Annotated in this window: 16 protein-coding genes; 8 read left to right on the forward strand and 8 right to left on the reverse strand. The window is 67.5% G+C overall.

Going from position 1 to position 20,226, the window contains the following annotated elements; translation table 11 throughout:
- Positions 1-39: 39 nt before the first annotated feature.
- Positions 40-1,326, reverse strand: a complete 1,287-nt coding sequence (locus tag AC1DGI_RS10315; RefSeq protein ID WP_476898760.1) for an MFS transporter — start codon at positions 1,324-1,326, stop codon at positions 40-42.
- Between the two features lie 74 nt (positions 1,327-1,400).
- On the opposite strand from AC1DGI_RS10315, the gene trmB reads away from it, so the two are divergent.
- On the forward strand, positions 1,401-2,372 hold the full coding sequence (trmB, locus tag AC1DGI_RS10320) for a tRNA (guanosine(46)-N7)-methyltransferase TrmB (RefSeq protein ID WP_476898722.1): 972 nt from the start codon (positions 1,401-1,403) through the stop codon (positions 2,370-2,372).
- Positions 2,368-3,186 (forward strand): DUF1206 domain-containing protein, encoded by an 819-nt coding sequence (locus tag AC1DGI_RS10325; protein WP_441401440.1) that lies wholly within the window; start codon positions 2,368-2,370, stop codon positions 3,184-3,186. The genes trmB and AC1DGI_RS10325 overlap by 5 nt, the downstream gene beginning before the upstream one ends.
- Positions 3,187-3,227: 41 nt before the next feature.
- Here the strand turns inward: AC1DGI_RS10325 and AC1DGI_RS10330 are convergent, their stop codons facing one another.
- Together AC1DGI_RS10330 and AC1DGI_RS10335 are read right to left on the reverse strand one after the other, a co-directional pair.
- Positions 3,228-3,887 (reverse strand): anti-sigma factor family protein, encoded by a 660-nt coding sequence (locus AC1DGI_RS10330; RefSeq protein ID WP_476898723.1) that lies wholly within the window; start codon positions 3,885-3,887, stop codon positions 3,228-3,230.
- Positions 3,884-4,384: a sigma-70 family RNA polymerase sigma factor gene (locus AC1DGI_RS10335; protein ID WP_476898724.1), complete on the reverse strand. Its 501-nt coding sequence runs from the start codon at positions 4,382-4,384 to the stop codon at positions 3,884-3,886. Before AC1DGI_RS10335 ends, AC1DGI_RS10330 begins: the two co-directional genes overlap by 4 nt.
- A gap of 152 nt (positions 4,385-4,536) precedes the next feature.
- Here AC1DGI_RS10335 and AC1DGI_RS10340 point away from each other — a divergent pair, with 152 nt between their 5' ends.
- A complete protein-coding gene (locus AC1DGI_RS10340) occupies positions 4,537-5,103 on the forward strand; it encodes a COG4315 family predicted lipoprotein (RefSeq protein ID WP_476898725.1) in 567 nt (188 codons plus the stop codon).
- On the opposite strand, the gene AC1DGI_RS10345 is transcribed toward AC1DGI_RS10340, so the two are convergent.
- Positions 5,100-6,011: a DMP19 family protein gene (locus tag AC1DGI_RS10345; protein WP_476898726.1), complete on the reverse strand. Its 912-nt coding sequence runs from the start codon at positions 6,009-6,011 to the stop codon at positions 5,100-5,102. The genes AC1DGI_RS10340 and AC1DGI_RS10345 overlap by 4 nt on opposite strands.
- 163 nt (positions 6,012-6,174) lie before the next feature.
- Here AC1DGI_RS10345 and AC1DGI_RS10350 point away from each other — a divergent pair, with 163 nt between their 5' ends.
- Positions 6,175-9,564: a DEAD/DEAH box helicase gene (locus AC1DGI_RS10350; RefSeq protein ID WP_476898727.1), complete on the forward strand. Its 3,390-nt coding sequence runs from the start codon at positions 6,175-6,177 to the stop codon at positions 9,562-9,564.
- 33 nt (positions 9,565-9,597) lie between these two features.
- On the opposite strand, the gene AC1DGI_RS10355 is transcribed toward AC1DGI_RS10350, so the two are convergent.
- Together AC1DGI_RS10355 and AC1DGI_RS10360 are read right to left on the reverse strand one after the other, a co-directional pair.
- Positions 9,598-10,065, reverse strand: coding sequence for a hypothetical protein (locus tag AC1DGI_RS10355; RefSeq protein ID WP_476898728.1), 468 nt, complete (start codon positions 10,063-10,065; stop codon positions 9,598-9,600).
- A gap of 9 nt (positions 10,066-10,074) precedes the next feature.
- On the reverse strand, positions 10,075-12,027 hold the full coding sequence (locus tag AC1DGI_RS10360) for a primary-amine oxidase (RefSeq protein ID WP_476898729.1): 1,953 nt from the start codon (positions 12,025-12,027) through the stop codon (positions 10,075-10,077).
- 120 nt (positions 12,028-12,147) lie between these two features.
- Here AC1DGI_RS10360 and AC1DGI_RS10365 point away from each other — a divergent pair, with 120 nt between their 5' ends.
- From AC1DGI_RS10365 to AC1DGI_RS10380, 4 genes are all read left to right on the forward strand, one after another.
- Complete coding sequence (locus AC1DGI_RS10365; protein ID WP_476898730.1) at positions 12,148-12,750, forward strand: TetR/AcrR family transcriptional regulator; 603 nt, start codon at positions 12,148-12,150, stop codon at positions 12,748-12,750.
- A 112-nt stretch (positions 12,751-12,862) separates the two neighbouring features.
- Positions 12,863-13,843 (forward strand): AraC-like ligand-binding domain-containing protein, encoded by a 981-nt coding sequence (locus AC1DGI_RS10370; protein WP_476898731.1) that lies wholly within the window; start codon positions 12,863-12,865, stop codon positions 13,841-13,843.
- A 154-nt stretch (positions 13,844-13,997) separates the two neighbouring features.
- On the forward strand, positions 13,998-15,407 hold the full coding sequence (locus AC1DGI_RS10375) for an aldehyde dehydrogenase family protein (RefSeq protein ID WP_476898732.1): 1,410 nt from the start codon (positions 13,998-14,000) through the stop codon (positions 15,405-15,407).
- Between the two features lie 200 nt (positions 15,408-15,607).
- Positions 15,608-17,116, forward strand: coding sequence for an APC family permease (locus tag AC1DGI_RS10380; RefSeq protein ID WP_476898733.1), 1,509 nt, complete (start codon positions 15,608-15,610; stop codon positions 17,114-17,116).
- 55 nt (positions 17,117-17,171) lie between these two features.
- On the opposite strand, the gene AC1DGI_RS10385 is transcribed toward AC1DGI_RS10380, so the two are convergent.
- The gene (locus AC1DGI_RS10385; protein ID WP_476898734.1) at positions 17,172-17,570 is read right to left on the reverse strand and encodes a hypothetical protein; all 399 of its coding nucleotides are present in this window, start codon (positions 17,568-17,570) and stop codon (positions 17,172-17,174) included.
- Between the two features lie 294 nt (positions 17,571-17,864).
- Positions 17,865-20,132: a choline BCCT transporter BetT gene (betT, locus tag AC1DGI_RS10390; protein WP_476898735.1), complete on the reverse strand. Its 2,268-nt coding sequence runs from the start codon at positions 20,130-20,132 to the stop codon at positions 17,865-17,867.
- Positions 20,133-20,226 lie beyond the last annotated feature (94 nt).

Here is a 20,226-nt window from a genome sequence, read left to right on the forward strand (position 1 = left end):
TTGACCCCTCAAAACGACATCAAATGCGAGTCAGTTGGGTTAGCCGATGAAGCGGTCCTTGCCCGCCCGGTAGCCGAACACGGCGGCGAGGGAACCGACGGTGAGGAACAGCAGGCCCGCCGCGGCGAAGGATCCGGTGCCCTGGTGCAACTGCCCGACCAGCAGGGTACCGACCGAACCGACCCCGTATCCCACCCCCTGCATCATGCCGGACAGGTGCGCGGCGGTATGCCCGTCACGGGTGCGCAGCATGATCATGGTGAGCGCAACCGCCGTCAGGCTGCCCTGGCCCAGTCCCAGCAGGCCGGTCCACAGCCAGATTAGGTCCAGGGGCCCGAAGATGCTCAACGCGAAGCCGCCCCCGGTCATCAGCGCCACCGTCACGTTGATGGCGCGCTGGTCCCGGAGCCGGGCGGCCAGCGCGGGCGCAAACAGCGAACCGAGCATCTGCAGCACGATCGAGACGGAGACAATCAGTCCGGCCGTACCGCCATCCACGCCGCGTTCTCGGAGTATCGGCGCCAGCCAGGCGAAGACGCTGAAGGACATCATCGCCTGGAGCACCATGAACCCCGTCACCTGCCACGCGACGGCTGAGCGCCAGACGTTGACGCCGTCGGCGATGCCGTGCTGGCGTCCGTGGCGCTGCCGGACGGCCAGCGGCAGGAACAGCAGTACCACCACGCCGGCGGGCACCGCCCAGAACCACAGCGCCGCCGTCCATTGCCCGGTCGCGCTGAACAGCGGATAGGTGAAGCCCGCGCCGAGGGCCGCGGAAGCGCAAATTGCCGTTGTGTACAGGCCGCCCATGAGCCCCAGCCGGTGCGGAAAGTCGCGCTTCACCAGGCCCGGAAGCAGGACATTGCAGAACGAGATCGCGGCCCCGCAGGCGGCCGTGCCGGCCAGCAGCGCAGGCAGGTGGCCCACCCCGGGGGCGTCCACCGGACGCAGCAGCAGCCCTGCCGTCAGGACCGCCATGGCGCCGAGCAGCACCCGCTCGGCCCCGAACCGGCGGGCCAGCCGCGGCGCGAGCGGGGCGAACACGCCGAGCAGCGTCACCGGCGCCGTGGTCAGCGCCACCACCGCCCAGCCGGGGAGGCCGACGTCAGCAGTCACCTCCGGCAGCACCGCGGCGAAGCTGGAGAAGACGGTGCGGAGGTTCAGCCCGATCAGCACCAGGCACACTCCGAGGTACACCAGCGCACGGCGGCTGCCGGCGACGGTGGGCGCTGTCGCCGGCACGGCGTCGATCTCGGCGTCCACGAAAGGGTCCGGGGTGGGTCCGGTGGCGGTCCCGACGGGTCCCGGCACGTTTTGTGGCGTCATCACGGACCCATTGTGGCAGGCCGCCGCCGGTCCCCAATCCAGCGCCGCCCGCGAACTCCACTATTCTGGAGGTGATGAGTGAAGCCCCAGAATCCCCCCACCCGCCGCAGTCCCCCCGCGCGGTCACGCCCGGCAGCCAGGCGTCCTTCGGCACCTACGGCGGGCGGCCGGTCAGCTTCGTGCGCCGCGGCACCCGTCTGCAGGGCCGGCGCCAGGCCGCGTGGGAAGATCATGCGGAGCGGTGGGCGGTCGAGGTCCCGCGGCACATCGCGAACACCTCCGTGCACCCCGATTACGTGTTCGACGCCGAGGCGGAGTTCGGCCGGAAGGCTCCGTTGGTCGTGGAGATCGGGTCAGGGCTCGGCGACGCCGTCTGCCATGCTGCCGAGCAGAATCCGGACACGGACTTCTTGGCCGTGGAGGTTTACACGCCGGGCCTGGCCAACACCCTCATCAAGATCAACAGCCGCGGCCTGAGCAACGTCCGGGTGGTGGAGGCCAACGCCCCGGAGGTGCTGGCCACCATGCTGCCCAAGGGTTCGGTCACCGAGCTGTGGGTCTTTTTCCCGGATCCCTGGCACAAGTCGCGGCATCACAAGCGGCGGCTCATCCAGCCGACCTTCGCGGACCTCGCAGCCCGGGCGCTCAAGCCCGGCGGCCGCTGGCGGATCGCGACCGACTGGTCCAACTACGCGGTGCACGTCCGCGAGGTCCTCGCCGGCTCGGCCGACTTTGAGAACATGTATGAGGGCGAGCGCAGCGGCGGCGACAGCCCGCTGACGCAGGTCTGGGAGTCCGGCGTGGAGTCCCTGGTGGGCGGCGCTCCGGTGAAGGAGGGCCGCGCGCCGGTCAGCACCGAACATACCGGCCCCAACGAAGGTGTCGACCACGTCGGGGGCTGGGCGCCCAGGTTTGAGGGGCGGATTTTGACCAGCTTCGAGAACAAGGCGCACGACGCCGGCCGGCTGATTTTCGATCTCTGCTACCGGCGCCGCGAGGAACAGCCCCGGGCGGACGAGGTCCACGACGCGAGGACGGACCATTAAAAAGCAACTCAAGGACGTCGCGGAAGTCGCCGAGGACGTCACCAATTCCAAGCCGCTCGAAATCGCGGCCCGCGCCGGGTTCGCGGTGTCCGGCGTGCTGCACTTCCTGATCGGACTCGTCGCCATCCGGTTGGCCATGGGCGGGCAAGGTCGGGCCGACTTCAGCGGCGCCGTCGCGGAACTGGCCGCGCAACCGGCCGCCCCCGTCCTGCTCTGGAGCGCCTTTGCTGCCTGCGTGGCCCTGGCCATCTGGCAGACCAGCGATGCCGTCTTCGATTTCGAGCACCTGCCGACGAAGAAGAAGGTCGGCAAGAAGCTCAAGGCCGCCCTGCAGGCCGTGGTGTACACCGGGTTTGCGCTGACGCTGGCGTCCGTTGCCATCGGTGCCGAGTCGGACCAGCGCCGTTCCACGAGCGACCTCACGCTGCAGCTGATGAAGGCGCCCGGGGGCACCTTCCTGCTGTTCCTGGTCGGCGCTGCGGTCTCCGTCACCGGGGTGGCCTATGCCATCCGGGGTTTCAGGAAGTCGTTCATCAAGTACCTGCGGATGCCGTCGAACGAGCAGGCCCGCACCGCGGTTACCGCCACCGGGATTGCCGGGTACGCCGCCAAGGGCGTGGCCCTGTTGCTGACCGGGCTGCTGATCGTCATTGCCACCGTGAAAGCCGACCCGGCGGAGTCAACCGGGCTCGATGGCGGGCTTAGGGCGTTGCGCGAGCAGCCGCTGGGTATCTACATGCTGGCCGCCGTCGGCGCGGGCCTGATCTGCTACGGCATCTTCATGGCCGTCCGGGCCCGACTCGCCCGGATGTAGCGGCCCGCCCCAGAGTCAGACCAGATGCCGGGGAGCCGCCGCTACGCGTGCGGAACCGTGATGACGGCTACGGTCTGCTGCCGGCTATTGCGCATCTCGATGCTGCCGATGCTGGCCAATTGCAGCGGGGTGGCACCGGTGATGCGCACCTTGCCGCTCGGGGTCGCGGTCCACGCGCACGCCCGGTCCTCCACGCCGTCGCGGCCTTTGACCCAGAGCGAGAGGGTGCCGTCCACCGGCATGCTGTTTCCGTCGACGGCCAGCTCGGTGCCCCACGTCTTCTTCACGAGGTTCACGGTGAACTGCGGTCCGTTGGCGGCTGCAACCGAGTAGCTGGCATCCGGCCCGGCGTGTTGCGCCAGCAGCGGGCCGGCCAGGACGCCAAGCGCCAGGCAGGCCGCGGCAACCGCTGCAACAGCCGCCGACCACAGCAGCCGGCCCCGGCGGCGTCGCGCCGCCAGTGCGGCCAGCAGCCCGCGAGGCAACGGTCCCGGCGCTGCGGGCGTCGCGGGTTTGGTCAGAGCCACGGCGTCGGTCACCGGGACAGCGTCGAGCAGCGCGGGCAGGCTGGCGAGTTCGTCGAGCTCGGCCCGGCAGACCCGGCAGTCGGACAGATGCCGGTCGAACGCCGCGGCCTCCTCCGGCTCCAGGCCACCGAGCAGGTATGCGCCGAGCAGCTGGTGGAGTTCTGTTCCGCTCACCGCTGCACCCCCATTTCGTCGAGGATGGTCCGCAGGGCCCGGACGGCGTAAAAGGCCCGGGACTTCACCGTGCCGGCAGGAATGTTCAACTGCACCGAAGCCTCCCGGACGGTGAGTCGGCGGTAGTGGAGGGCCACCAGCACGTCCCGATGCTCGGCGCTGAGGCGCAGCAGGGCCTCCTCCATCAGGACCCTGTTGAGCAGTTCATCGATCCGTTCGACGCCCCCGGCAGGGTCGGCCACTTCGCGTTCCGCGGCTTCGTGCGGGCGTCGCTGGGCCTTGCGGTAATTATCGATCATGATGTTCCGGGCCGTCCGGAACAGGTAGCTGCGCAGGCTGCCGGTGATCTGCGGCGCCTGCTGCCACACTCGCAGCACCGTTTCCTGTACGACGTCGTCCGCCACCTGCGGGTCGTGACAGGCACCCAGGACGAATCGCCGCAAGGCCGTCCCGTGGTCGCGGTAGATCGCGGCGACCACGTCTTCATCCAGTGGCATGCGGCACCTCCTGGGCCTGGTCCTGCTGCCCACTAGGACGTACACGGTGACGCAAAAGTTCAACGGTCCGCCTGTGAACCATTCTTCACCCGGCGGCGTCGTATCAGCTAGCCGGACAGCGAGATGGCCGGCATCCAGCCAAGGAGCCAACAATGAGTAAGTACTTCGGCGCCACACTGTCCGCCTTTGCCCTCGCCGTCGTCGTTTCCGGCTGCGCTGGGGGCAGCGGGACAACGACGACGGCGTCCCCTCCCCCGGCGTCGCAATCCTCCGCCTCCGTTGCGCCCGCCTCGTCCGCGCCGATGGCGTCGGCACCGGACACCAGCGGCTCCGCAGCGCCCGCGCAGGCCGCGGACCTCAAGACCGCCGCGACCACGGCCGGGCAGGCGATCGTGGATGCCCGGGGCATGAGCGTCTACGTCTTCGGCCAGGACAAGAAGGACGCCGGCACGAGCGCCTGCACCGGGGCGTGCGCCGCTGCGTGGCCGGCGGTCCTCACCGGCGCTGCAGTACCCGCGGCGGAGGGCGTCACCGCCAAGCTCGGCACCATCACGACCCCGGACGGAAAGAAGCAGCTGACCATCAACGGCATGCCGGTGTATCACTTCGCCAAGGACAAGGCCCCCGGTGACATCGCCGGCCAAGGCGTCGGCGGCGTCTGGTATCTGGTGGACCCGGCCGGCGACATGCTCAAGCCTGCCGCCGTCGGGGGCTACTAGAAGTCGTCGTCGGCGTCGGCGTCGAACTCGAATTCGACGGCGGCGACGATTTCCCGTGTCTCCGGGTGGATCATGTAGGCCTCCTCGTCATCCTCCACCATCAGGAACTCGCCCTGGTCCGTGGTGAAATGCCACGCCAGGACCCGCTCGCCGTTGTGGTCGTAGTTCGGGTCGCCCATGGTGATCTGCACCAGGGCCTGGCCGGCCACCTCGCACAGTTCCCGGATGATCAGTTCAAACTCGGGGGCGCTCCGGAGTTCCTCTTCGGCTGCCTCGGCCTGGCGCTCCGCCAGGTTGGGGATCCGGGACACCCGTTCGTGGATGTGCCGGTCGAGTTCATCCGCGTCCAGGACCAGCAGATCCGGCTGGCTGCGGAGCCACGCCGCATTGAGCGCGACGATGTCTTCGGTTTCCAGCAGTGACTCAAACGCGTCATCCAGTTGCTCCAGCAGCCGGACCGCCTCCGGCGCCTCGGCCTCGCTAACCCCGGCACCGTCGGCGTCGTCGTCGAAACCCAGCTCGGCGTCTCCGTCGAGGTAGGCATCGGCTTCCTCGTCCGAGAGCGAATCGAAGGCTGCCACGCTGCGGTTGAAGAGGTCCAGGTGCGCGGTGGCGCCCATCCCGGCCAGTCCTTCGCGGACGTAATTGTCGATCTCCTCGCGCTCCGGCAGGGTGAAAACGTACTGGGCGAAGCCGCCGCCAAGCGCCTGCGTGAGGTAGAAGTCCACGTAGTAGCTGCGCAGCGCGTTCGGCGCAATTTCGTCCGCGTCCAGCAATTCCGCGTACATGGCGTTGACCACGTCCACATTGGCGTCCACGACGTCCACGTTGCCGCCGTGCAGGCTCTTCTGGGTCAGGACCGGGGCGTGTTCGGTGGCGGTCGGGCTCGAGGTCAGGCTGCTGCTCATGGGAATCCTCACGGTGGTGGCGGGCGGTGCTCCGTTCCCCTCCACGGTAGGGCCGCCCCGCCCCGGACGGTCTGAGCGGAAAGTGAACGTCAGGCGAAGTTTCCGGGCCCCGCCGGGCTGGCTAAGATGGATCAGATGACCAACCGCTGAAAGTAGTGCCCACATGCCATCCCATCCGGACGAGAGTGCGGCACTGGCAATACAGACCCCCGCGATTAACGACCGTTCCCTGGCGGCCGGACTGGCCTATGCCATGGGCAGCCGGGTTTCCGGGATGTCCTTCGACGCCGGCACCGGTCTCATGCTGGGAAAGGTCCGCGGCGGCGCGCCGCTGCCGTATTCGACGACGGCGAAGCTGGTCCGCAAGGGCGGCGGCTGGAGCTGCACCGTCGGCGTCTGCAGCTGCCCGGTCCGGAAGGATTGCAAGCACGTCGCCGCCCTGCTCTTTGCCGCCGAGGATAACCCGGCAATCCGCGTTCAGCTGCTCGCGCCGGCGGAATCCTCCCGGCTGTCGCGCCAGGCCGCCGGGCACGACCTGCCCGACTGGGAGCAGGCCCTCAGCCCGCTGCTGGCCCGGCCAGGCATTACGAAGTCCACCAACGGCGTCCCGCTGGCGTTGCAGTTCGAGCTCGAGGAGCCGGCCCCGCACTTCTCCTACACCGGGCGCCGGGATCCGCTGCGCAGCGTGCGCCAGTTGAAGGCCCGGCCCGTCATCATGGGCGCCAAGGGCAAATGGATCCGGGGCGACGTTTCCTGGAACACCCTGAGCTACCTGAACTACCGGCGCGAATGCAACGAAGCCCACGTGGAGTGGATGCAGGAGTTCCTCGCCTCGCACACCGCGCTGGCGAACCGCCAGCACGCCGGCACCGCGCCGTGGCTGGGGCTGAACACCTACGCCGGCAAGAACCTGTGGAGCCTGCTGGCCGACGCCGGGAAGATCGGCCTGGCCCTGGTCCACGGGCGGGGCAACGAACCGGTCCGGCTCGCTGGCGAGCCGGCCGCCGTCGGACTCAACCTCACCCGGCTCGGCGCTGAGGCGGCCGGCGACGGCGGGCTGGCGCTCGCGCCGAGCATCACCGTGGACGGCGCGCTGGTCGACCCGGCCTCGGTCGGAACGATCGGCCACCCCGCCCACGGGATTTTCGTGAGCTCGGACGCGGACGCGCTCCCGGGCGTGGCCCCGGCTGACGCCGTGATCACCCTGGCGCCGCTGGAAGGCGGCCTGAGCGATGAACTCCTGACCTTCGTGACCGCCGGCACCACCCTGCACATTCCGGCGCGGGACGAGGGCCGGTTCCTGACCGGGTTCTATCCCAAGCTCAAGCAGACCGCCCGGGTGACCGCCTCCGACGACTCCGTCGAGCTGCCCGCCCTGGCGGTGCCGACCCTCTCCGTGCTCGCCAATTACGGCGCCGACCACCGGGTCCGGCTGCACTGGGAGTGGCACTACAAGTCCGGCACCCTGGTCACGGCCCAACCCCTGTGGCGGCACCCCGGCGACCATGGCTACCGGGACGACGCCGCCGAGGCCCGCATCCTGGAGACCGTCGGCCAGCCGTGGGACGTTGTGCCGAAGCTCGGCGAATCAGCGACCGGAGGCTGGGGCACGCCGCGACTGGCGGCGTCCGCGGAGCTCAGCGGCCTGGACACCCTGGCCTTTACCGAGGAGGTCCTGCCCCGGCTCCGCGACCTTCCGGACGTCTCGGTGGACACAGCCGGCGACATGGCCGACTACCGCGAGGCCGAGGAAGCGCCGGTGGTCGCGATCTCCACCAAGGCCACCGACAGCCGGGACTGGTTCGACCTCGGCATCGTCATCACGCTGGAGGGCCAGCCTGTTTCCTTCGCGGCCTTGTTCTCCGCCCTTGCCGCCGGGCAGACCCGCATGCTGCTGCCCAGCGGCGCCTACTTTTCCCTGGACCTGCCCGAGCTGCACCAACTGCGTGCCCTGATCGACGAAGCCCGCATCCTGCAGGACAACCAGGGAAAGGACGCGCCGCTGCAGATCAGCCGGTTCCAAGCCGGGCTCTGGGACGAGCTGGCCCAGCTGGGCATCGTGGACCAGCAGGCCGCTGCCTGGCGGGAAGCGGTGGGCGGTCTGCTGGAGGGCGGCAGCAACGGCCTTCCGCTCCCGGCATCGCTCAACGCCGAGCTGCGCCCCTACCAGCTCGAAGGTTTCAACTGGCTGAGCTTCCTCTACCGCCACGGGCTGGGCGGGGTCTTGGCCGATGACATGGGCCTGGGCAAGACCGTCCAGGCGCTGGCGCTGATCTGCGCCGCCAAGGACGCGGCCGGCGGCGCCCCCGGAGGGGCCCCTTTTTTGGTCGTAGCCCCCACCAGCGTGGTGGGGAACTGGCAGGCCGAGTCCGCACGCTTCGCGCCGGGCCTGGAGGTCCGGGCGATCACCGAGACGTTCGCCAAGAGCGGTTCGGTACCGGCCGAGGCGATGGCAGGGGCCGACGTCGTGATCACCTCTTACGCGCTGTTCCGGATCGACTACGAGGCCTATGCCTCGCAGGCCTGGGCGTCCCTGGTGCTGGACGAGGCGCAATTCGTGAAGAACCATCAGTCCAAGGCCTACCAGTGCGCCCGTAAGCTGCCCGCCGGCTTCAAGCTGGCGATCACCGGCACGCCGCTGGAGAACAACCTGATGGAGTTCTGGGCACTGACCTCGATCGTGGCCCCGGGGCTCTTCTCCAGCCCTAAACGATTCGCCGAGTACTACCAGAAGCCGGTCGAGAAGAACGGGGACCGGGCGCAGCTGGACAAGCTTCGGCGCCGGGTCCGTCCGCTCATGATGCGCCGCACCAAGGAGCAGGTCATTCACGACCTGCCGCCCAAGCAGGAACAGATCCTCGAAGTGGTGCTGAACCCGAGGCACCAGAAGGTCTACCAGACGCATTTGCAGCGCGAGCGCCAGAAGATCCTGGGCCTGATCGAGGACGTCAACAAGAACCGCTTCACGATTTTCCAGTCGCTGACCCTGTTACGCCAGCTCAGCCTCGACCCGTCGCTGATCGACCCGTCCCTATCAGGGGTGCGCTCAAGCAAGCTCGACGTGTTGTTCGAGCAGTTGCAGGACCTGGTCGCGGAAGGCCACCGCGCACTGATCTTCAGCCAGTTCACCGGGTTCCTCGGCAAGGTCCGGGAGCGGCTGATCGCGGAAAACATCGAGTTCTGCTACCTCGACGGCAGCACCCGCAACCGGACCGACGTCGTCAACGAATTCAAGGACGGCGCGGCGCCGGTCTTCCTGATCAGCCTCAAGGCCGGCGGCTTCGGCCTGAACCTGACAGAGGCGGACTATGTGTTCCTGCTGGACCCGTGGTGGAACCCGGCCTCGGAAGCGCAGGCCGTGGACCGCACGCACCGGATCGGCCAGTCACGCAACGTGATGGTCTACCGTCTGGTCGCGAAGGACACCATCGAGGAGAAGGTCATGGCGCTCAAGGCCAAGAAGTCCCAGTTGTTCGCGGACGTCATGGCCGGCGACGCGCTTTCGGGCGGGGCACTGACTGCGGAGGACCTGGCCGGGCTGTTCAACGACTGACCCGCGGCCCCGGACCTGGTCCCCGGCCCGGATTTAGCCGCGCGGCTGGGTCCGGAGCCGGGCCAGGAGCGTCGCGGCGAGCAGCGCCGTCGTTATTTCCAGCGCAATCACCGCCAGCAGCGCCCCGGAACCGGACGGCGCCGCGCCGGCCGCTGCGGCAGCGGCGCCAGGGTGGGTGTGACCACCCGCGCCGGGCCGGTTGCCGAGGAGCAGGACGGCGTGCACCCCGGTCATCACCAGCGCCGAGGCCATCACCCGGTGTGGGGCGCTGGCCCGGCGCGGATCGCAGTCCCGTCCCCGGCGCCAGATGTGCACGGCACACGGCAGGCACACCGCCACCATGGCGAGCATGAGCAGATTCAGCCACGTCCCATGCTGGTTCCCGCCGACCAGCCACAGGTGCGCGAGGCACGACGCCGCCGTCATGACGGCGCAGATCCGGGAATGGAAGACGTTGCCGGCGACGCCGGACACGCGGCCGGACTTGAGGGCGACACTCACGGCGTCGGACTAGCTGTGGCAATGGCCGCCGGCGTCGCCATCGCCATGGCAACCGGCGGACTGCTGAGCGTTCGCGGGCACATCCAGCACGGGGCTGCGGTCAAAGAAACCCTCGGGCCGGAGCTTAAAGCCGGCCGTGTCCACCGGCATGATGGGCCAGTCCTCGGGCCGGGGGAAGTGGGTCAGGCCGAATGTGTGCCAGAGAACGATGTCCTGGCCGTCCAGGTCGCGGTCCTGCGCCACGTACTGCGGCAGCCCGGCTCCACCGGCGTGCTGGTTCACGAAGTCGCCCGTTGGGTACATCTCGTCCGCCGCGTAGCGGGTGACCCAGAGGTCCTTGGTGGCAAAGGCGGCGCGCCGGGCGATGGAGGACTCCGGGTCCGCCAGCAGGGTGGGCTGCCCTTCGGCGTGCAGCTTGTAGGCCACGGGCTCGCCGAGGCGGTTGCGTGATTCCGGGTTGGAGATGACCCAGGTCCGGCCGTTGCGGGCGTCGGCCTCACGGATGCCCTCGGATTCGCGGGCGATCACCGTGCGTTTCCGGGAGAAGGCGTTGCCGCGTTCGTTGCCTTCGCCGATCGCCTGCCGGACCACATCTTCTTCCTCGACCCGGTTGGTGAAGCCGTCGATCGCCATGTCCAGGCGGGCACTGAACAGGTGCTGGTGGTAGGGGGCGCCCAGACCGGGGGCGAGCTGGGAGATGTTGGCTGATCCGCCCTCCGGGTAGGCGCTCGTGAAGACGACGCCGGTGGCCTTGGCCTCGAATTCGATGGTGCCGTCAAGGTAGAGGTACCAGTAGAAGCCGTAGTCGTAGTTGCCGATGGTGGTAAAGAAGGAGATCACCAGGCGGCGGTTGCGGCGGGTGTAGTTGATGCCCGTCCAGAGGTCGCTGTGCTTGGCCAGGATCCCCCAATCTTCCTCGTGCATGCAGATGCCGTTGCGGATCTCGCGCGGGTTGCCGAAGACGTCGCTGATGACGGGGCTGAGGTAGGTGATGTCGCCGAGGCAGTCGCAGCCAAGTTCCAGGGAGTTGGCGTACTGGCCCACGAGGTATTCGCCGGTGTCGAAGTAGTTCTGCCAGGACCGGATCGGCGACGGATCCCCGTACGGGACCACCATTTCGGCGATGGACGCCCGGTTGATGACGGGCCGCAGCCGGTCGCCGTCCCGGAACGCGAGGTTGTGGAGCACCACGCCTTCGCGGACGTCGAACCCGACGTCGACGCTCCACTTTTCCCACTCGATGTGGTTCCCGCCGCTGACGGTGAAGCTGGGCCCCTCCGGCTGGGTGATGTTGATGGGTTTCTGCGTGGTGCGCAGCGGGCCTGTGAGCTCCGGATCCGTGTAGTTGCCGTGTTCGGCGGGAACCGGAACGGCGCCGGTGTCCAGCACCTGGGTCACCGTCTTGGCGACGACGTCCACGTACGCTACGAGACCGTCCACGGGGTGCGCCCAGGCGCTGTCCTCCGGAAAATCCTGCACGAAGGCCAGGCCACGCAGAATCCGGCGGCCCTTCTCCTCCGAGTACTCGAAGACCCCGGCGGACAGGGGTGCGACGCGTACCTTGCTGACGTCCAGACCCCGGCCGGCCAAGGCCTTGAGCCACCGCTCGTCCGAGGCCAGGAGCTGTTCGACGACGTCGAACTCCTCCTCCAGGACAGGGAGCTCGCCGGTCTCGGCCGTGTCCAGTTCGACGACGGAAACCACCGCGCCGCCGGAAACCGAGACGGTCACGTCCGCCGGGCGCCCTCCGGATACGTCGTGGAGGAAGACCCTGAACCGGCGGTCCTCGTTCCCCGCCGCAGCATTCCTGGCGGGGTCCACCAGGCCCAAATAGGCGACGCGTTTGGTCTCGCCCAGCAGGCCGGCGGTTCGCAAGATGCCCTGGACTGCCGTGATTTCGGCATCTGTGGCTAGGCTGTACGGGCTGTACGAGGTACGGGAGTCAGTTTGTGCGGGCATCATGGCGGCCTTCGTTCGGTGATCCTGGCGGGTCAGAACTTTATTTTCTATAGTTGTAGAGAATACGGAAATGTAAGCTGTGCCACAAGAGTCCGACGCATAGAAATTTTGGGGAGCTGCACGGTGCCAAAGATTGTCGACCACCATCAGCGGCGGCTGGAACTCGTCGATGCGACGTGGCGGACCATCGCCCGGCTCGGCATTGAAAGCGCCACCATGCGGGAGATCGCACTCGAGGCCGGCTTTGCGAACGGCGCCCTCAAGCCGTACTTTCCCACAAAGGATGACCTGCTGACCTTCGCGTTCGGGCACGTCTTCAACCGCACCAACGAGCGCATCGCGCAGGTCACCGCCGGGCAGGCCGGACTCGCGGCCCTGAGGGCATTCTGCGTCGAGGTGCTGCCCCTGGATGAGGAGCGGATCAGCGAGGCCCGGATTGTCATTCCGTTCTGGCAAAAAGCCATCAACGATCCCGGCAAAGCCCGGATCCACCGGGATTCGATGCAGCAATGGCTCGCCGCGATGCGGCGGCATCTTGCGGAGGCGCGGCGGACCGGTGCCGTCACCACCGCCGTCGACGACGCCGCCCTGGCCGGGCAGCTGCTCAACTTCCTCCTCGGCGCGCAGATTGCCGCGGCGCTCGCCCCGGAAGGACAGGTGGAGCTCGGGCTGAACGAGCAGCTGGAGGGCTTCCTGACCCTGCTGGGCTGCCAGGCTCGCGGATAATTCTTTTTTCGCCGGTCGTCGAAAAAAGATGACATCGGCGGAGTGCGGCGCTACCCTGAAGAGAATGTGTCCCATGACACAGTCCCCGAATACGACGGCGTCAGGATCCTCGATGACCGCAGTTGCAGCCCTCCCAACGTCCAGTCCCGCCGGACAGGACATCCGCACCAGCACGGCAGCCTCCTTCGAGCATTGGAGGCACCTCATCGCGGAGTCCTTCGTTCCGCTGAGCGCCTCAAGCAAGGATCCGGACAACTTCCGCGGCCGGATGCGCGCCCGCAGGCTGGACCGCATGGCGATCGTCGAAGTGTCCTCCACGGGCCATGAAGTCCACCGCACGCCGGCGCTGATTGCCCAGTCCAACCAGCGCTACTTCAAGCTCAATCTCCAACTGCAGGGCACCGGACTCCTCGTCCAGGACAACCGCGAGGCCCTGCTGCGCCCCGGCGACCTCTCCATCTACGACACCAGCCGCCCCTACACGCTCGCCTTTGAGGGGAACGCCCGGCTCATGGTGGTGATGTTCCCCTGGGATGCGCTGTCCCTGCCGGCGGACTGCATCGCGCAGCTTTCGGCGGTGCGGATGGCGGCGGACGGAAGCCTCGCCGGGATCGTCGGCCCGTTCATCTCCCGCCTGGCGGAGAACCTGGATGCGCTGAGCGGCCCCAGCGGCTCCCGCCTCGCCACGAACGCCCTCGATCTCGTCTCCACGATGCTGCATTCAGAACTGGACATGGCCCCGGACCGGATGAGGCCGCAGGTCCTCCTGGCGGCCTCCGTCCGCGAATTCATCGAAGCCAATCTGGCCGATCCGTTGCTCTCGCCCGCGTCGATCGCGGCGGCCCACTTCATCTCCACAAGGCACCTGCACAACGTCTTCCATGAATCGGGAACCACCGTGGCGAGCTGGATCCGGACCCGGCGGCTGGAAGGGGCACGCCGCGAGCTGCGGGATCCGCTGCTGGCCGGCCTGCCGGTGGGGGCCGTGGCCGCACGCTGGAGCTTCGTGGATGCCGCCCACTTCAGCCGTACCTTCCGGGACGCCTTCGGCGAATCCCCCAGCGACTGGCGGCGCGGCATGCCCCGGTCCTGAGCCCTGGGCAATGCCGCCGGCTTCCGTTCGCCCGCACACAACACCTCTTCGCGGATAGACAAGACCCTCGGCGCCTCGTCGGAGCACGCTTGATGCAACGCTCTCAGGCCGTACCGGCCGCGTCCGCTGAACTACTCGATGTGGAGTACAACCCATGGAAACCTACGACGCCCTTCTCACCTCGATCACCCCGACGTCCGGTGCGACCCGGACCATCCCGGACCCCGCCACCGGCGAAGCGGTCGGGCAGGCTCCTGTCCACACCGTCCAGGACCTGGAGCACGCCATCGCCGCCGCCACGGCCGCGCAGCCGGCGTGGGCCGCCCTAGGCCACGACGCCCGGTCCGCCGCGCTCCTCAGGGCCGCCGACGCCGTCGAACGCTCCGCCGAGGAACTCGCCCGCCTGCTCTCCCGGGAACAGGGCAAGCCCCTCAACGGGCCGAACGCCCGCTTCGAGGTCGGCGCCTGCGCCGCCTGGCTGCGCGTCGCAGCCACCACCGCCCTGGAACCGGAAACCGTGGTGGACGACGGCGAGACGCGCGCCGAACTGCACTACCGGCCCATCGGCGTCGTGGGCGCGATCGGTCCGTGGAACTGGCCCATGATGATCACCGTCTGGCAGATCGCCCCCGCGCTGCGCATGGGCAACGCCGTCGTGGTCAAGCCGTCCGAATACACGCCGCTGTCGGTGCTGGCACTGGCTGCGGTCATCAACGAAGAACTGCCCGACGGCCTCCTGTCCGTGGTCTCGGGCGGCCGCGACGTCGGCGCACGCCTGGCCGAACACCCGGCCGTCGGCAAGATCATGTTCACCGGCTCCACGGCCACCGGCAAGGCCATCATCAAATCCTCCGCCGATACGGTCAAGCGTCTCACCCTGGAGCTTGGCGGCAACGACGCCGGGATCGTGCTTCCGGACGCGGATCCCAAGGCCATCGCCGAGGGCCTGTTCTGGGGCGCGTTCATCAACACGGGGCAGACCTGCGCCGCACTGAAGCGCCTCTACGTCCACGACTCCATGTACGAGGCTGTCTGCGCGGAACTCACCGCCGTCGCCGCCGCTATGCCCATGGGCAACGGCCTGGACGAGGCCAACGTTCTGGGCCCGCTGCAGAACCGGCAGCAGTACGACATCGTCGCGCGACTCGTTGAGACCGCCAGGGAATCCGGCGCCCGGGTGCTGCTTGGGGGCAACCCGAACGACGAGCAACCCGGCAACTTCTACCCCACCACTCTCGTGGCTGACATCGCCAACGAGAACCCGCTCGTCGCCGAAGAGCAGTTCGGCCCCGCCCTGCCGATCATCCGCTACAGCACCGTGGATGAAGCTGTTGCCATGGCGAACGCGGTCGACGTCGGACTCGGCGCCTCAGTCTGGTCCTCCGACCCGGATGCCGCCCGCGAAGTAGCCGCCCGCATCCAGGCCGGCACCGTCTGGATCAACAAGCACGGCGCCGTAGACCCCCGCATCCCGTTCGGCGGGGCCAAGCAATCCGGCTACGGCCTCGAATTCGGCGTCGAAGGCCTCAAAGCCCTCGGCGTGCCGCAGGTCATAAACGGCTAAGGGCTCCGGCGGAGCGAGTAAGACGGGGGCCGTTGCCACATTCGTGGCGGCGGCTCCGTCTGCATGTAGGACGACCTTGCCGGCGTAGGCCCTGTGGAATCCTGTGCGCTGGTAGTCAATGCCGGTGCCGCGAATAACAAGCCAGGGCCTGTGACAACTGACACACTCAACGTATCGTTATTCTCCCAATGGAGGTTTTAATGTCACGCGAACAAACCCTTCCGTCTACCGGCACCATAGCCGGCAGCGATGCCACCGAGGGCCTGAGCAAGCGCACGCTCGGCGTGCCGGCCCTCGTGTTCATGATCATTGCCGCGTCCGCCCCGTTGACTGTGGTGGCAGGCGGCATTCCCAGCAACTTCGCCGTCACCGGAAACGTTGGCATTCCGCTCTCGTTCATCGTGCTCGGGGTCTGCCTGGCGCTCTTTGCCGTCGGTTACGCAGCCATGAGTTCACACATCCGCAACGCCGGGGCGTTTTACGCCTACATTGCCCAAGGGCTCAGCCGTGCCGCGGGGGTGGGCGCAGCATGGGTGGCGCTCATTTCCTACAACGCAATGCAGATCGGAATCTACGGTCTCTTCGGCTTTGCATCGGCCTCCTTTGTCAATGCCAAGCTTGGGCTGAACGTCCCATGGTGGCTGACCGCGCTCGTGGGCTTCGCCATTGTCGGCTGGCTGGGCATCAACAAGGTCGACCTGTCGGCCAAGATTATCGGCGTCCTTGTGGGGCTTGAATTCTTGGCGGTCATTGTGTTCGACATTGTCTCGTTTGCCGTCAGTCCGGAAGGCGCCAGCGGTGCCGGACTGGCGCCGTCGAACTTGTTCACGGCCGGCGTTGGGGCCGCTCTGGCGTTTAGCATGGCGGCGTTCATGGGCTTTGAGTCCGCCGCGATCTACAGCGAGGAGGCCAAGGATCCCACCCGGTCCATCGCCCGGGCAACGTACATTGCCGTCGGCATCATCGCACTCTTCTACGCCTTCTCCGGCTGGGCCATGACCGTCGGCACGGGCCCGAGCCAGATTGTGGCGATGTCCCAGGAGTTCGGCCCTGACCTGGCGTTCGTCTTCCTCTCCAACCACGGCGCGGTGGTCGTCTCCGACATTGCGCAGCTCCTGTTCATCACGAGCTTGCTGGCCGCCCTGATCGCGTTCCACAACGCGGTGGCCCGGTACGTGTTTTCGCTGGGTCGTGAAAGTGTGCTGCCGCGCGGCTTTGCCCGCGTCAACACCCGGCATGCCCCGGTGGCCGGCTCGCTGACCCAGTCCTTTCTGGCCCTGGCCATGCTGGCTGTGTTTGCCGTTGCCGGTATCGGCTCCGAGTTGGGCGAGATGTACCCGGTCCTGACTTTCTTCACGTGGCTGACCAACACGGCGGCCTTCGGTCTGGTGCTGCTCCTGGTCCTCATCTCGGTGGCGGCCATCGGCTACTTTCGTAGGCACGCTGCCGGGTATTCCCTGTGGACCAGGGTCATCGCCCCTGCCCTGGCTGCCCTGACGCTGGGCACGGTGTTCGTGCTGATCGTCGTCAATTTCAACGTCCTGATCGGCTCGGACGGCTTCTCGCCGCTTTCCTGGATCCTGCCGGCTCTGGTGGTGGTGCCCGGAATTGCCGGGCTGTTGTGGGGACTTCGGTTGAAGAAGAAGCGTCCGGACATCTACCGGGGCATCGGCTTTGGCGGCGCCCCCGACACCTTCGTCAGTCCTTGACCTCGGTATTCGGTCCCACCGGGTTGGCCCGTCGCGCGGCCGAGCTGTTCAACGACTAGGCTGCGGCGGGTGCGGTCACTGTCCGGGAGGCGGTCTGGTTTCGGAACCAGGTGGCCAGTTTCTTGCCCTTACCCTTCCACCAGTTGTCCTCATCGCCGCCGTGGCGCCAGCGGAAAATCATCATGACCATCACGAAGACTCCGCCCGCGACGTTCAGCCACGTCCCGCTGGCGGCATAAATCAGGGCCGAGACTCCGCTGATGACGATGGAAGGCCAAACCAGGGTCGTAAAGACCGTGGTTGCCACGTAGCGGCGGTGGGACCGCGGCACCGTGAGCGCGCGAATCATGTCGAAACAGACGCATACCACCACAACTGTCTGGCCCAGGGACAGCAGGACCAGGCCTGGCAGTGATCCAGCCAGGAGGGCCAAGGAACTAAGCCCGGAATTCATGGCCCGCCCGCGATCAGTGCGGGTCCGGGCACCGAGGCACCCGGCGCTGAAGGATCGAAGGTTCGGTGATTCAACATGCGGTGCCCCCCCTGGCATCTGCCACTGTTCGAATTGCCAGCTCGGGTGCCTGGCCACCTCAATTGAACAGTCCGGCCGACTGCGAGGTCCCGCGAGGCAGGTACTCGACTTTCCGGCTTGCCGTTACGTGGGCAGCTGAACGGTGTACTCAGTTCCTCGTTTCGAAGCACTCGGCAGGCGGCACTAGCCGTCGGCCGAACCAGGCGGCCGGACCGGTCAGTCCTTCACCTCGGTGCCCGGACCGTCATGGCCCCCGTCCTGCGCCGGCTCCACCCTAGCGATGGAGCCGGTGGCGGGTGCGGGCGGCGGCGTGAGCACTGAGGCATAGTCATGCTGGCTCGAGTAGGTCAGGAAGCCCAGGTGCGCCTCATAGCGGTCAAGGACGTCGTCGATGATCTGCTGGTGGGTCACCCCCATCAGGTCGTAACCTTCGGAGCCGGTCTGGGTGAACACCTCCACCCGGTAGTAGACGTCCGTTTCGCGGGACATCCGGCCGCCGAACATGGGCACCGGAGCTTCCAGGGCCTGAACCTCATATTCGAAGTTCCGGTGCTCCGGGATGATGACCACCAGCCGGTGGCTGGAGATTCCGGTCTCTCCGTTCGGAACGCTGTCGAGCGTCGCCTGGTAGCCCTGCTTGGTGAACTCCCTGAGCACGTCGGCCAGGGCCGGCTGGGCCACCCGCTCCATGAACTGGGCCACCTGCTTCTTAGACGGATAGGAGCGCATTCCCGCCAGCCGCTGCCGCCAGCTGCGTTCGGGCACGAGGCCGCCGTGCGCGGCAGTCGCCTGCCGGCGCACGACGTGTCCTTCGCGTTCGGCCCGCTCCATCCGCAGCGCCTTGGAGAAGGAGGCCATCACCAGGAAGGCGATGATGGTCACCGGCAGCGCGAAGATGAGGGTGGCGTACTCCATGGTGGTCACCCCGCCGGCCACCAGCATGGCAATGGTCAGCAGCGCGGTCAGCACCGCCCAGAAAATGCGCAGCCACTTGGCGCCGTCCTGGGACGGGTCCGGGATCGAGGAGGAAAAGTTGGACATCACCATGGCGCCCGAGTTCGCGCTCGTGAGGTAGAACAGCAGGCCGGAAAGGGTGCCCAGGCCGATCAGGAAGCCGGCGCCGGGGAACATCTCCAGGAGCGCGTACCAGCCTTGTTCGGGGCTGGCGATGGCGAGTTGCGCGAACTCCGTATTGCCGCTGAGGACCTCATGCATGGCGCTGTTGCCGAAGATGCTCACGATCAGGAAGTCGCACAGCACCGGGGCGGTGATCGCGGCGATGACGAACTCGCGCAAAGTACGGCCACGCGAGATGCGCGCCAGGAACAGGCCCACGAACGGGCCCCAGGCCATCCAGAAGGCCCAGAAGAACAGCGTCCAGCTCGCCATCCACTGCGAGCCGCCTGCTTCGTATGCGAAAGTCTGCAGGGTGCGGTCGGGGAGGGTGAAGATGAACCGGCCAATGTTCTCCACGAGGGAGTTAAGCAGGAAGGAGGTCTGGCCGGTGACCAGGATGTACAGCAGCATGGCGGCCGCGCTCCAGATGTTCAATTCGGAGATCCAGCGGATCCCCTTGTCGACTCCGGAGGTGCACGCCGCGATGGTCATGACGACGGCGACAATCACCAGTGCGATCTGCAGGCCCAGGCCCTGCTGCAGGCCGAAAAGCAGGGCGAATCCGACATTCAGCAGCACCACGCCGATGCCCATGGACGTGGCCACGCCAAAGACCGTACCCACCAGGGTGAGGATATCGATGGTGTCGCCGATCCCGCCGCGAACGCGTTTGCCCAGCAGCGGATACAGGGCCGCACGGATGGACAGCGGCATACCCCAGCGGTAGGCGAAATAGCCCATGGCCATGCCGAGCAGCGCATACATGGCCCAGCCGGCGATTCCGTAGTGGAACATGGTCCAGACCACGGCATCCTGCGCCGACGCCGGGCTCTGGCCCGGACCCGACGGCGGGCTGATGTACTGGCTGATGGGCCCGGTGACGGAGAAGAAGAGCATGTCGATGCCCACGCCGGCGGCGAAGAGCATGGCTACCCAGGTGAAGAGCTTGTATTGCGGGCGGGAGTGGTCCGGGCCGAGCCGGACTGAGCCTTCCTTGGAAAAGGCGACCCAAAGCACGAACACGATCACCACGGTAATGGTCAGCACGTAGAACCAGCCGACGTTCTGGGCGATCCACGCCACCACGGTCTTCATGGTCGCGGCAGCACCGGAGGGCATCACCATGGCCCAGACGGAGAAGGCAATGATGATGCTCGAAGCGATGATGAAGACGCGCCAGTTAACCTTGGGCCTGAGGTCTTCGATCAGTTCAGCGGGACCCCGGCTGAGCTCCTGGCTGGAGATCGGCGGGCGGTTCTCGAAGTCGGGGACGTTGCTCCGTCGATCCGTGCCGCCGAGCAGCGTCCGTTGGATCACCGTTTTCGGGGGCCCGTCCCCGGGACGGCGGGCGCTTCCTTCTTCAGCCATATTGTCCTCCTCCGGTTGGCCGTTGGTGCCGGCGTCAGTGTGTGGGGACGTCGGCGGCCCCGATCCGGAAGGAAAGGCGGCCGTGCACAGGGGG

It is taken from the genome of Arthrobacter sp. 05N428_2 (genome assembly GCF_056397065.1).